At 58.4% G+C, this 13,597-nt stretch carries 9 protein-coding genes; 6 read left to right on the forward strand and 3 right to left on the reverse strand.

Annotated elements, in window-relative coordinates:
• Nucleotides 1–133 precede the first annotated feature (133 nt).
• Nucleotides 134–1,249: a chitinase gene (locus tag J4772_RS02955; protein ID WP_247740997.1), complete on the forward strand. Its 1,116-nt coding sequence runs from the start codon at nucleotides 134–136 to the stop codon at nucleotides 1,247–1,249.
• Nucleotides 1,250–1,442: 193 nt separating this feature from the next.
• On the opposite strand, the gene J4772_RS02960 is transcribed toward J4772_RS02955, so the two are convergent.
• Nucleotides 1,443–3,503, reverse strand: coding sequence for a transglycosylase domain-containing protein (locus tag J4772_RS02960; RefSeq protein WP_247740998.1), 2,061 nt, complete (start codon nucleotides 3,501–3,503; stop codon nucleotides 1,443–1,445).
• Between the two features lie 223 nt (nucleotides 3,504–3,726).
• On the opposite strand from J4772_RS02960, the gene speE reads away from it, so the two are divergent.
• From speE to J4772_RS02975, 3 genes are all read left to right on the forward strand, one after another.
• Nucleotides 3,727–4,554, forward strand: coding sequence for a polyamine aminopropyltransferase (gene speE / locus J4772_RS02965; RefSeq protein ID WP_209076895.1), 828 nt, complete (start codon nucleotides 3,727–3,729; stop codon nucleotides 4,552–4,554).
• 18 nt (nucleotides 4,555–4,572) lie between these two features.
• Nucleotides 4,573–5,445, forward strand: a complete 873-nt coding sequence (gene speB, locus J4772_RS02970) for an agmatinase (RefSeq protein ID WP_209074102.1) — start codon at nucleotides 4,573–4,575, stop codon at nucleotides 5,443–5,445.
• A gap of 246 nt (nucleotides 5,446–5,691) precedes the next feature.
• A complete protein-coding gene (locus tag J4772_RS02975) occupies nucleotides 5,692–7,917 on the forward strand; it encodes a methyl-accepting chemotaxis protein (protein ID WP_209074103.1) in 2,226 nt (741 codons plus the stop codon).
• A 56-nt stretch (nucleotides 7,918–7,973) separates the two neighbouring features.
• Here J4772_RS02975 and J4772_RS02980 read toward each other — a convergent pair whose 3' ends face one another.
• Together J4772_RS02980 and J4772_RS02985 are read right to left on the reverse strand one after the other, a co-directional pair.
• Entirely contained in the window at nucleotides 7,974–9,527 is a 1,554-nt protein-coding gene (locus J4772_RS02980) for a response regulator (RefSeq protein WP_209074104.1), read from the reverse strand.
• Nucleotides 9,502–11,313 (reverse strand): cache domain-containing sensor histidine kinase, encoded by a 1,812-nt coding sequence (locus J4772_RS02985; RefSeq protein ID WP_209074105.1) that lies wholly within the window; start codon nucleotides 11,311–11,313, stop codon nucleotides 9,502–9,504. Before J4772_RS02985 ends, J4772_RS02980 begins: the two co-directional genes overlap by 26 nt.
• A 255-nt stretch (nucleotides 11,314–11,568) precedes the next feature.
• Between J4772_RS02985 and J4772_RS02990 the strand changes: the two genes are divergently transcribed.
• Together J4772_RS02990 and J4772_RS02995 are read left to right on the forward strand one after the other, a co-directional pair.
• Complete coding sequence (locus tag J4772_RS02990; RefSeq protein WP_247740999.1) at nucleotides 11,569–12,564, forward strand: carbohydrate ABC transporter permease; 996 nt, start codon at nucleotides 11,569–11,571, stop codon at nucleotides 12,562–12,564.
• 28 nt (nucleotides 12,565–12,592) lie between these two features.
• The gene (locus J4772_RS02995) at nucleotides 12,593–13,438 is read left to right on the forward strand and encodes a carbohydrate ABC transporter permease (RefSeq protein ID WP_209074106.1); all 846 of its coding nucleotides are present in this window, start codon (nucleotides 12,593–12,595) and stop codon (nucleotides 13,436–13,438) included.
• Nucleotides 13,439–13,597 lie beyond the last annotated feature (159 nt).

The following is a 13,597-nucleotide window of genomic DNA, read 5'->3' on the forward strand; positions in this document are numbered from 1 at the left end:
CGAGCCGACGAAGCTATTTTGCAGGCTTTTGTATAACAAAATCGTGGTTTCCTCCTATAGAAAACCATTTCGGCGCCTAATACAATTGGAATTGCAGGCTTCATTCGAACAACAATCAGAAGGGGAGAACGGGATGGAACGCGAAGAGAAGCTCGAGGCGAAGTTCGAAACAGCAAAGACTCCGGCTGTAGGTCAAAGCCGAGTGCTTACCGATGCCGACATCGAATCGTTGTGGGGGGGAATCGATCCGCTGTTTGCGCCCGATCGTGCCGTAGACGCCGTTCAAAGCGTCTTGCCGCAAGACGAATACGAGCGGTTGTTTCCTAATCGAATCGGGTCGGAGGGGTGGCACGAATTTTCCGTCCATTTGTCCCACTATAGAATAGATCAAACCGATTATTATTCCTACGCCAACTTGCTGGCTGCCGTGGCCGAGGTCGCCAACATCAAGTACAAGGTGGAGTACAGGCAGGACAATTCCGAAAGCAAGCGCATATTTCGATTGGACAAACAGGCCCGGACGGAAACGCTTATCTATCAAGCCGCCGATTTCTATTCTTCATCCGGCACGACGACGTCGATCGCGGCGATCGTATCTCAGACCGTCGATTTCGGCTCCTTTATTAAGGAAGGCTCCGATTTGCAGCGCAAGCGCGAGCTGGCAGCGTTCCTTGCGAATATTTCGCACGAAACGGGCGAAGGAACGGCGACGTCGTCGGGGGATCTGCGGGCATGGGGATTGTACTGGAATGAGGAGATCGCCTACAGGAACGCAACCGGATCCAAATATGTAGAGGAGAACGACGATTTCCCTCCGGTTCAGGGGAAATCCTATCACGGGCGCGGACCGATCCAACTGAGCTGGAACTACAATTACGGATTGATCAGCGCAATTATTTACGGCTCTAAGGATCCGCTGCTCCAACAGCCCGAATTGATTGTGGAAGACGGCAAGCTGGGCTTTATGACGGCTATTCTGTTCTGGATGACCCCCCAGTCGCCGAAGCCTTCGGCTCACGATGTGATGGTCGGCAACTGGACGCCTTCCGAAGCGAATAAGGCCAAGGGGCTAACGCCGGCGGGCTTCGGGATTACCATTATGATCATTAACGGCAATATAGAGGGCAATCTGGACGAAAGCGATCGGCGCATCGCTCGCCGCGTAGCTTTCTATCGGGAGATCGCTGCGCAGATGGGAGTTTCAATCGAAGGCGAGAAAGTGAATACGTTGGGCATGCGGCCGTTCTGATTGGAAGGGGGGAGAAGCGCCGAAACCATGCGCACTACACGCGCCCCCCGCGGGCCATTATGGCACATTTTTGGCCTTCACCCCACAGCTTGGTTGGAGCGGAGGCACTTTTATGGCCTTCACCCCGCGTCTTGGTTGGCGTGGAGGCACAATTTTGTCCTTCACCCCTGGCCCGCGCGGAGCACCTGCGACATCAGGAGCGCCACCAGCCCCGCAGCTTCCGCCACCAGGAACGGCCCGACTGCTCGTCCCGATTCGGCTTGACTTCGATGGCCGATCCCAGCGGACCGCATGAGCGGACGGGCTCGGTTCCTTCCAGGAACACCTCGACCGCACCCTCGCCGGGACAGGCGGGGGAAGCGAGCAGGCCGGTTGCCGGATCGATATAGGCGTGAACGACGCCTTCCGGCACGGGAAAGCCCTTCGGAGCGGTTCCCGACAAAGCCGCTTCTGTATATTGAGCGAAGATCGGCGCGGCGCGATGAGCTTCGCCGGACGTAATGGGCCGGCCGCGGTCATAGCCAAGCCATACGGCGGTCGTCAGCTCCGGCGTATAGCCGACGAACCAGGCGTCGGAGTCGGTCGTGCCCGATTTGCCGGCGACGGGGCGCTTGATCATGTTTGCGACTCTGCGAGCGGTGCCTCCCCGTTCGAATACGCTTTTCAGCAAATGGGTCGTTACGTAGGCCAGAGCAGGCTCGATGGCTTGTGTCCGTTGCGGATGGCTCTCGTACAGAACCTTGCCCCGGCGATCCTGGACGAGCGTAATCGCGATCGGCTCGACCCGTTCTCCTCCGCCGGCGAAGACGGAGAAGGCGTACGCCATCTCGAAGGGGCTGATCGGGAACGTGCCAAGCGCCAGGGACGGGACGGCTTTGAGCGGCGAGGCGATGCCTAATTTGCGAGCCATGGAGATGACGGCCTCCGGTCCGGTCTGTACAATCGTATGGACGGCATAGATGTTGTCGGAAGCCGAGATCGCTTGGCGCAGCCCAATATCCGCATGAGCGTATCGTCCGCTATAGTTGCCGGGACGATAAATCTGGCGGCCATGATCGAAGTAGAATAGCGTCGGTTCGCTGCGAAAGCGGGTCGCCGCCGTTATCGTTCGGTTTTCCAGCGCCGCCGCATAGACGATCGGTTTAAATGAAGAGCCAGGCTGCCGCGTGTTCGTGAACACGCGGTTATATTGGTTGGTGCGGAAGCTGCGCCCGCCGACCATCGCTTTAATGTAACCGTTGCGAGGATCGACGGCGATTAGAGCCGCTTGCAATTCCTCGTTAGCTCCTGTCAGCCCCTTCTTGACGGCCGCCTCGGCCATCTGCTGCATGCGCAGATCGAGCGTCGTGCGTATCGTCAGCCCTCCTTCGTTCATCAGCCTCTCGTCGATGCCCAGCCGTTCGACGGCAATCTTCTTGACGTATTCGGCGAAATAAGGGGCCGCCCGTTCCTCCTCCTCCGGCAAAGCGCGGACGGCGACGTTCTCGCGTGCCGCACGATCGGCTTGCAGTTTGGTGATCTGACCGGTTTCGAGCAGGGATTGAAGCACTTTCCTCTGGCGCGCGCGGGAGCTCTTGGGATTCAGATGCGGAGAGTAATAGCGCGGTCCTTTGGGAATGCCGGCGAGCAGGGCGCTTTCGGCGATCGTCAGCTCTTTGGCGGGTTTATTGAAGTAAAGCCGGGAGGCGGCCTCCGCTCCGTATGCCCCGTGCCCGTAATAGATCTGGTTGAGGTACAGCTCCAAAATCTCATCCTTGGTAAAGCTTTGCTCCAACCGGCCTGCATACCAGGCTTCCTTAAGCTTGCGCGTCCACGTCCGTTCATGCGACAAATACAGGTTGCGTGCAAGCTGCTGGGTAAGCGTACTGGCCCCCTGCTCCTTGGACATATGGCGCAGATCCACCCAAGCCGCCCGGGCCAAACCGCGCCAGTCGACTCCCGCATGCTCATAGAAGCGACGATCTTCGACGGCAAGGGTTGCCTTGACCAGCCAGGGGGAGATGTCGGCCAGCTTCGCGGTCGGCCGGTTGACGCCGCCCTTCAGGCTGGCGATCGTCTGTCCGTTGGCGTCCAGGATGCGGGTCGACTGCATCGTCGCGCCGGCCGGTAGCGGGGCGTATTTGAGCAGCAGGAAGCCCGCCGCGGCCAACGCGATCAGCGATAGCAGCGTCATCCATCCGATGCGGCGGCGCAGCTTGCTCCAGCCGGAGACAGGGCGGGACTTCTTCCGATTGCCGGCGGCTTGACGATCCATGGATGAGGCCTCCTTCGACATAAAGGGAATCGTTTCCTTTGTAGTATGGGGAAGGAAGGGGGAGGCTATTCTGCGTGGGGAATATTCCGCAATAGGGCAAACGAACATTAAAATTCCTTATGGAATGATTGCTTTTTGTCGTCGATATTTTATAATACTTCTAGCTTGATACATTAGGCGGTCGGAATTCAGCCCATAGAAAGCAGGGATGCGCATGTCCTCCATGGAGTTGTGGTACACGGAGAAGCAGACCGAAAACTTCGGCATCACAATGAAAATCAAACGAACGATGGTCCATGAGCAGACGGATTTCCAAGAGCTCGCAATGATCGAGACGGAGGAATACGGCAATATGCTCGTGCTCGACGGCATGGTCATGACGACGGAGAAGGACGAATTCGTGTACCATGAGATGGTGGCGCACCCGGCGCTGTTTACGCATCCGAACCCGGAAAATGTGCTCGTTGTCGGCGGTGGCGACGGCGGCGTTATTCGCGAAGTGCTGAAGCATTCGCAAGTGAAGAAGGCGGTGCTCGTCGACATCGACGGCAAAGTCATCGAATATTCGAAGCAATACTTGCCTTCCATCGCGGGCCAGTTGAACGATCCGCGCGTCGAAGTGATCGTTAACGACGGCTTTATGCACATCCACGATCACAAAAATACGTACGACGTCATTATGGTGGATTCGACGGAGCCGGTGGGCCCGGCCGTCAACCTGTTCACCAAAGGCTTCTATCAGGGCATTCACGATGCGCTGAAGGAAGACGGTATTTTCGTTGCGCAGACGGACAATCCGTGGTTCAAAGCCGATCTGATCCGCAGCGTTAATCGCGACGTCAAGGAAGTGTTCGATATCGTGCGCGTATACGTTGCGAACATTCCGACCTATCCGAGCGGTCTGTGGACGTTCACGATGGGCAGCAAGAAATACGATCCGCTAGCGGTCGACGAGAGCGGAATTCCCGAGCTCGATACCCAATATTATTCGCCTCGGCTGCACAAGGCGGCGTTCGCGCTGCCGAAGTTTGTCGAGGATCTGACGAAATAAAGGAGAATCGTTCATTTTATGCGCTTAAACCAAGCTTATTCCGGCAATGTATTCATCTGCAGCTCCGACGATTATGCCGCTTCCAAAGCCGTCATTTACGGCATGCCAATGGATTATACCGTCTCTTTCCGTCCCGGCTCCCGATTCGGCCCCGGCCGAATCCGCGAAGCTTCCGTCGGTCTGGAGGAGTACAGCCCCTACCTCGACCGCAGCCTGTACGATCTTGCTTATTTCGATGCGGGAGATCTGCTGCTTCCGTTCGGCAATGCGGCGAAAAGCCTGGACATCATCGGGGAGTATGTTAGCGGCGTGCTAGCAGACGGCAAAATCCCTGTCGGCCTGGGCGGAGAGCATCTTGTCAGCTGGCCGGTCATTCAGGAAGTGTATAAGAAGTATCCGGACCTTGCGATTCTTCACTTCGACGCACATACCGATCTGCGCGAGGACTACGAGGGCGAGCCGCTGTCCCATTCCACCCCGCTGCGCAAAGCGGCGCAGCTGATGGGGCCGTCCAATATCTATCAGTTCGGCATCCGTTCCGGCTCCAAAGAAGACTGGACGTATGCTCAGGAATCCGGCATTCACTTCCACCCGTTCGAAGTGGCCGAGCCGCTCAAGAAAGAGCTTCCTTCCTTGGCCGGACGTCCGGTCTACGTGACGATCGACATCGATGTGCTCGATCCTTCGGCCGCTCCCGGCACGGGAACGACGGAGGCCGGAGGCATCACGTCCAAGGAGCTGCTTGAAGCGATCCATGCGATTGCGCGCTCCGGCGTCAAGGTTGTCGGCTTCGACCTCGTTGAGGTGGCGCCGATCTACGATCCGACAGAGATGACGCCAATCGTTGCTTCCAAAATGATTCGCGAAATGCTGCTTGGCTTCGTAAAATAAGAAACTGATCGAGGTAAGCCTCCGGTTCGCCGCTTCGGCGCGTGTCCGGGGGCTTTTTTTTGGCGTTATGTGATGAGAAATCTCACATCAAACCATGCGAGAGTAGACGATTTTCGCCCGAAATCAAAAAAATGTCACCCTTTATTCCATATGTGATGTGAAATGGAAGATAATAGCTTCCAAATATGCCTCCATATGTTACAATAGCTGCCATGTATATAAGACTTTAGTCATGGGGTGGAGCTTATGTTCGGATGGCTCGGCTGGAAGCAAGGTTTGCCTTTGTGGTGGTCTTATCGGTTAAACGCGAAGTTGAAGAAAGACGTCGAGGACATCTTCGAAGGAATCGCGGATACGCGCGTGCAAATTCTCGAAGACTGGACGAACGACATGTGGCTGCATCTGGAACGTCTGAGGGAGCAGATGGTGTCGGTCAAACTGGCTGCCGGCGGGAAGGGGAAGGACGAAGCGCAAGGTTCGGAAGGCTGGGGAGGGCTATTCGAGGCCGTCTGTGCCAGGGCGTCCGACGTAACGGAACTGTTCGTTCTCGACCCCCGGGGAGTTGTCGCCCATTCGACCTACGCAGCTCATATCGGCCGAGACTTCGGAAGCGGCTCGCCGTTCGCGGCCGGCTGGACGTACGCCCGGGAGAACGGAGGCCGCCCGTGCCTGTTCGGTCCTTACGGGGACCCGGCAACGCTGGAGATCGGTCCGAGATCGTCCTCGTTTCACGATAAAATGACGCTGATGTTTCTGGTGCCTGTCGTTAAAGACGGAGTCTTGGCCGGCACGCTCTGCGCGAGGGTGCCCAACGACGTTATCGGCGATTTGATCCAGAGAGAGTCCGGGCACGTATACCCGGATTCGGGGGACAACTATATTTTTATGGCGGAGTCCGTTCTGAACCGGCCCATCGCGCCCGGAACGGCGCTGTCGCGCAGCCGGTTCGAGGACCGAACGTTCACGCACGGGGAAAATCTGAAGGACGGCGTCACGACGGATTGGGGCACCGTTGCCGTCAAGGAGCATACGGAGCTGGAGCTGAGGTTCACGGACCCGGCGACCGGAGAGCTGCATCCCGGCGTCGCCAATACGATTCGCAACGGAAGCAATCTGTTCGTGGAGTTTCCCGGCTACTCCGACTACCGTCACATTCCGGTTATCGGCAAGGGCGTCACCTTCCGCCTGCCGCATTGTCCGGACAACTGGGGGATGATGTGCGAAGGGGATTTGGAGGAGGTTTACCGCATCCGTGGCATCGCTTTCCGCCAGCTGCGCATGCAATTGGCGCTGGCCGGAGGCTTCGCGACCGCGGCGGCCGCGCTGCTGCTCGTGATCGCTGGACAAGCTTCGCCTTTGCTGACGGCGCTCAGCGCGATTGTTTTTAACCTGCTGTTCGGTCTGGTCTTCGTCTATTTGTCGCACAGGCGCGCGGAGGAGAAAGTCGTCGATCCGATCCGCCAGGTCGGACGCTTCATTCGCATTAACGCCGAAGGGAAAGGAGATCTCACGCAGCGTCTGGACACGAACGGATTCGACAACGACGAATCCCGCGAGCTGGCGAAATGGATCAACAACATGATCGATTCGCTCGAAGGCATCATGCTTAAGGTTCACCTGGCGGCGGGGGAGGTGTCCGTCAGCCAGCAGCTGCTCAAGGAGTCCGCGGCGACGACGGCGTCCTCGACCGAGCGGGTCAGCGGGAAGGTTCACGACATGATCCGCAGCCTGAGGCGTCAGCTCAAGGACATCGACGAAGCGAAGAACGTAACCGACGAGATGCGCAAGACGCTGAGAGAGCTGGAGGAGAAGGCGTCCGGGCAGATCGCGGTCGCTCAAGGAGAAGTCGGCCGGATCGGGGATAAAATGTCGGAAATTTCCGTGCGGGTCGCGGAGACGAACGAGACGATCCGGTTGTTCGCCGACACGGCCAACGAAATTCGAGGGGTTCTGAACGTCATCCAGGAAATCTCCGCGCAGACGAACCTGCTCGCGCTTAACGCGTCCATCGAGGCCGCAAGGGTCGGTGAACACGGCCGCGGCTTCGCTGTAGTCGCCGGCGAAATTCGCAAGCTGGCGGATCTGACGCGGCAGTCGACCGAGGAAGTGCACGGATTTGTTGAGAAAATCTCGCTGCACGCGCAGGAGGCCTATTCGTCGATCCGCGAAGGGACGAAGGTCGTGCAAGAAGGGACGGAGCTGGTCGCTGCGGCTTCGGAGACGCTCGGGAACGCACAGGAGGAAGATTCGCGCAAAACGCAGGTCGTCGACGAAGTCGTCGTCCTGATGGAGAAGGTGGCAGGGGTCAGCATCGAGAACCGCGCCATTTCGCGTGAGGTGGAAGGGCAGATTCAGGAGCTGCAGGCGGACATTGTAAGCGTGCGCCATACTTCGGGCAACGTCGAAGCGATTACGGGCTTCATGCAGCAACTCGTCGGACAATTCCGCCTTCGTGAGGTGAAGAGGAGATAGAGAAGGGTCACCCGGCAAACGGAGGCCGCGCCGGGAAGCGCAGCCCGCGCGCGGCCTCATTTGCTTTTCTGAAACTGCGTCGGAGTCGTTCCGGCTATCCGCTTGAAAATTTTCGCGAAATATTTGGGATTGTCGAAGCCTACCCGTTCGCCGATCTCGTACCAGGGCAGCATGCCTTCGCGGAGCAGCTCCTTCGCCTTGTCGACGCGAAGGTTGTGTAAATAATGGACGAAGGGCTGGCCGGTGCTCTTGGAAAACAGGAAGCTGAAGTAGTTGTCGCTCAGATTGACGTGGGCCGCGACCTCCTGCAACCGGATCGGATGACGGTAGTTCTCCTTCATGTAGCGGATCGCCTGCTCTACCTCGCTTCGCCGTCCGTTATGCGAACAATCCTCCAGCAGCTCCCGGGCAACCGTATGCAGCCGCCAGCACCATTCCCGCAATTCCTCGTAGATATCCAGCTGGTTGAGCTGCTCGAAGGGAGAAGTCTGTTTCCATAAGCCCTGCAGCGGGTAGCCCCACTCTCCCAGCAGGAGGGCGACCGCCGATTGCCATTGCAGCATCCGGTCGCGAACCGCGCGCGGGGAAATCCGGCTCGGTGGAAGCGGGGGAAACAATTCCTCGAATCTGCGGGCCGCCAGTTCTTCGTCCGACTGTTCGAGCGCGGTCAGGTAAGCTTTCAGCGCTGTGGTAGGAGCGAAGCTCCCGGCCTCTTCGGGCGTCTCGCTCCGCTCGTCCTCCGGCGAATACAGATGCGAGAAGCCTGCTCCGGCATAGAAGCGTCCGGTGAGCGCCTCCCGCGCCTCCCGATAAGCCTCGCTCCGCTCCGCGGTCCCGCGCCGCACCGCGCCGAGGCCAACGGACATACGCGACCCATCGGGTCCGAGCTTCCGCAGCGCGGCTTCGAGATCCGTCCGCCAGCGCTCGGCCAGCGCTTCGGCGTCCACCTCTGCGTCCGCGGGATCGGCGCGGGCGACGAATACGGCATCCGGCACGGCAGCGTGCAAGACGGCCTCCCGCAAACCGGGCTCCTCCGCCGCGGCGAGCAGCCGTCTCGCCGCTCCTGCATCGGAGCCCGGGGGCAGGCGAACGATCCCTACGGCGTACAGCCGATTCTCCGGTACGAATTCGCTTCCTTCCCCGCTCGTCCGCTCGCCCGACAGCCATTCCGGCAGGCCGGGAGCGGAAGCCGTCTCCGAATCGCCTTCAGACCGCTTCGCTAGTTCGCTTGAGGCTCCCGCTTTGGCGTTTCTGGCCTGAAGCACCGATTCCAGAAGCTCCTCCGGGCTCATCGTCAGCTTGTGCACGTAATCGATCACGCCGAGCCGGATCGCCTCCCGGACGGCGCCGAAATCTTCGCGCACGCTCAGAATCAGGATCGCCGTATCCGGCAGCTCCTTGCGCACCTGGCGAATCATCTCCAAGCCGTCCATGATCGGCATCTGAATATCCGTGACGACCATGTCGGGCTTCAGCCTGCGGATCAGCTCCAGGCCGGTGCGTCCGTCGGCGGCGTCGCCGACGACCTCGATGCCATGCTCCGCCCAGGGAATGCCCGACAAAATTCCTTTGCGCACCAGCACCTCATCTTCCACGACGACGATCCTCATCGTCTTCCCTCCCTTCCGTCTCCGACTCCGAATTCCGCTGCAGCGGCAGCCGGATCGACACGAACGTTCTGCCTTCCTCTTCTGCCCTGCGGATGGCGACTCCGTAGCCGTCTCCGTACATCATGCGGACTCTCTTGTGCACGTTCCGCAGCCCGACGCTGGTGAAGCCGGCGGACCGCTCGTCGGCGCCGATCCGCTCGGCGATGTCGCGAAGCCGCTCCTTGTTGACCTCCAGGCCGTTGTCCACGATTTCCAGCAGGAGCTCGCCCGGAGAGACGATTCGGGAACGGATCAGCATCTCTCCCCGTCCCTCCTGGAAGGAAGCGTGGCGGTACACGTTTTCCACAAGCGGCTGAAGCGACAGCTTCGGAACGAGCGCGTCCAGCGTTCCTTCCTCCAGTTGCTCCGAGACGGTCACGTGATCTCCGAAGCGATAGCGCTGGATCGTCATGAAATACCGGACGTTGTCCATCTCTTCCCGCAGGATGATGCGGTCCTGTCCCCGGTGGATACTCATATCGAGGAGGTGCCCGAGAGACATCAGCATCTCGGTAATCGGCTTCGTTCCCGCCATAATGGACATCCAGCGGATCGTATTGAGCGTGTTATGCAGAAAATGCGGATTGATCTGCGCCTGAAGCGCTTCCAGCTTAGCCTGCTCGTGACGCCGCTCCAGCACGATCTCGCGGTCGATATGGCCCTGAAGCCGTTCGAGCATCTTATTGAAGGCCTGACCCAGCAGTCCGGCCTCATCCCTTGTCTTCACCTCTACCGCAACGTCGAGCCGTCCTTTTTCCACCTGCTTCATGACGTTTCTCAGCTTGCGCAGCGGACGGGTGAGCATGTTTGAGAAAAAGACGATGACGCCGAGAAACACGACCATGCTGACCGAGAAAATCGCAATGGACACGTTGCGGATGCGGTCGATTTCTCGAAAAACGGCGCCGTGCGGCACGATCTGTACGATTTTCCAGCCCGTCATCGGCAGCGAATAGGTGCTCAATACGTATTTGTCCCCGTTCGCTTGCGTGCTGACGGTGCCGTCCCCGGAGCTTTCGATGACGGGCCGCAGCGCCTCGTACAGCGGAAGAGCCTCCTCCGGAAGCGGGGTGAGCGCCTGGTCGCCCGGTCCGACAAGCAGCCCGAAGCCGGGAGTGGCGGGATGACCGATCTGCAGAATGTCTAGGTAGGATTGCGTCGGCTCGCTGATGACCAATTGCCCGATCCCTCTGTTGCTCTCGTCGCGGAAAACCATGGAGACGCTCAGCAGCGCCTGCTTGTCCGGAGAGGCGTAGCTGGCGTGATTCAGCGTCCATACCATGTATCCGTTCTCCTCCAGCGTCCGCCGGAACCATTCGCTTTCCTTCATGGCGTTCATTGCCTGCGGCGTCCGCCCCCAATTGGTGTACAACGAGCCGAAGTTGTCGAAGACGGAGAAATAGAAGCTGTCGCTGGCGGTCGACGTCGACATCTCCAGAAACTTCTTGTCCATGACATGGGTGTTGTCCAGCATGTCGCGCTCTGTGGCCGGAGGACGCAGCAGCGCCCGCTTCACGTTCTCGTCGATGACGAGCGAGGCGGTGGCGTGCATCATCGTCTGCAGCTTGCGTTCGATATTCAGATTGATCTGGTGCAGCCGCTCCTCGGCCGAAGACTCGACCTGGTGGCGCAGGACGTTCTCGATTTCCTTATACGTATATAGGCTGGCCCCGAGAAGGGGGACGAGCACGAACGCGACGAAAGCGGCAATCCACTTCGTTCGCAGGCTGGTGAAAGGCAAGGACATGGCTGCCGGCCTCCTTCATCTCGGGAATGCAACCTTCCTTTTGCAGCAGTGTGCCCTCGCTCGGCGTTTTCGAATCCCGCGGCTGCGAAGCGTAGCTGGACGGAGGGTCACGTTCCCCTGATACAGCGCTTTCATCTCATCAGTATAGGCAGGCTTCGCCCGTCGTGTAAACGAATTGTCCGCGAATTCGGAGAATCGTCGCTTTTTTTCTGAAGATCGTGGCCGAACGCCCGGAACCGACTTCCTAGGGGTCCTATGAAAATAGAATTGTATCCGTTTTCAGAGGAAATGCGGGTTTCGGGCGACGGTAGGAAAACGCTAACATGGGCAGTAGACTTCGGTTGCAGGAAAGGAGAGATCGCTATTCGCACCCAGAAGCAATCCGATACGTTGGCCGGGTGGATGTTCATCCTGCCCGCCATTGCGGGCTTCGGAATATTGACGATCGTGCCGATCGTCTTGTCGTTGATCATCAGCTTCACCGACTGGAACTTTCTCGAAGGATTAAAAGGATTAAGGTTCATCGGCCTGCACAACTTCACGGAAATGTGGTCGGACAAGTGGTTCGTGGACAGTCTGAGGAACAATCTGCTGTTTGCCGCGGTCACCGTGCCGGCGACGATCGTCCTGTCGTTGCTGGCGGCGATTGGCCTGAACAAGGGCGTCTATCTGAAATCGCCGATCCGGCTGATGATCTTCATGCCCTACGTGTCCAACATCGTCGCCGTCTCGATTGTCTGGGGCACGCTGTACAATCCTTCGATGGGACCGATCAATTCGTTCCTTCGGGGCATGGGCGTGGCCGATCCCCCAGGCTGGCTGGCGAGCAGCGCCTGGGCGCTGCCCGCGATCATGATCATGACCGTATGGGCCAACGTCGGGTATAACATGATAATTTATTTGGCGGGCTTGCAGGGAATTCCCAGGGACCTGTACGAAGCCGCGAAGATTGACGGAGCCGGGCCTGCCCGCAGCTTTTTCCGCATTACGCTGCCGATGCTGTCGCCGACGACCTTCTTCGTCATGATCACCAGCATCATTCATTCGTTCCAGGTGTTCATCGCGGTGTTCGTCATGACGAAGGGCGGTCCGGGCTCGTCCACGACGGTGCTGACGTATTATTCGTACCGCACGGGCTTCGATTTCTACAAAATGGGCTATTCGTCGGCCATGGCCTGGATCTTGTTCCTGATTATTTTCCTGATCACGTTCCTGCAGTGGCAGGGGCAGAAAAAATGGGTGCATTACTGACCCGCAGCGAGAGAAAGGAGGAAACCGCATGGAACTAAAGCTGGCGGGCAAGCGGCTGTCTCTGCCAAAGCTGGGGCTGACCGTCGTGCTGGCGGCGTTCGGCGTTCTGATGGTGCTTCCCTTCGTCTGGATGCTTTCCACCTCGTTCAAAATACCGATCGACGTGTTCAATTATCCGATCGAATGGATACCGAAGCGCTTCAATTGGAACAACTACCAACGCGTATGGAACGGCTCGCAGCCTTTCGATTTGTTCTATTATAATTCGGTGAAGGTGACGGTGATTACGGTCGTCGGAACCGTGCTGGTCTGTTCGGCCGCGGCTTACGGATTTTCGCGAATCCGCTTCAAGGGCCGGGACGCGGTGTTCTTCGTCTTCTTGGCGACGCTGATGATTCCGGACCAGGTCACGCTCGTGCCGCGCTTTATCATTTTCAACTATCTGGGCATTTACGACACGCACTTCGCCTTGATCCTGCCCGGCATGTTCACCGCGTTCGGCGTGTTCCTGCTCAGGCAATTTTACGTCGGCATTCCGGAGGATTTCTCCGAGGCGGCCAAGATCGAGGGGGCGGGACATTTGCAGACGTGGCTGCGCATCATCCTGCCGCTGTCGAAGCCGGCGCTCGTGTCCCTTGTCATTCTGAGCTTCACCTGGAACTGGAACGAGTTCGTCAATCCGCTCGTTTTCCTGGCTTCGAAGGAGCTGTACACGATTCCTCTCGGTCTCACCAACTTCATCGATGAATCGGGAACCGATTACACGCTGATGATGGCGGCGGCGGTCAGCTCGATTTTGCCGGTCATCATCCTCTTTCTGGCTTGCCAGAAGTGGTTTATCGAGGGGGTGGTGTCCAGCGGAGTGAAAGGTTGACCTTTATAGAGGTAGTTCAAAAAGTCCAATTTTGATCACGAAGCGGAACGGGAAGCGGATTCGACATCGAATCTTGAATTCAGCCGGATCTTCCGGTACTCATGTAGGTGCCACACTTTTGCGGTCGCTTCCTCATCACCGGTCTTCATCCAACCTTCC

The organism is Cohnella sp. LGH (genome assembly GCF_017671885.1).
Lineage (GTDB): Bacteria > Bacillota > Bacilli > Paenibacillales > Paenibacillaceae > Cohnella > Cohnella phaseoli.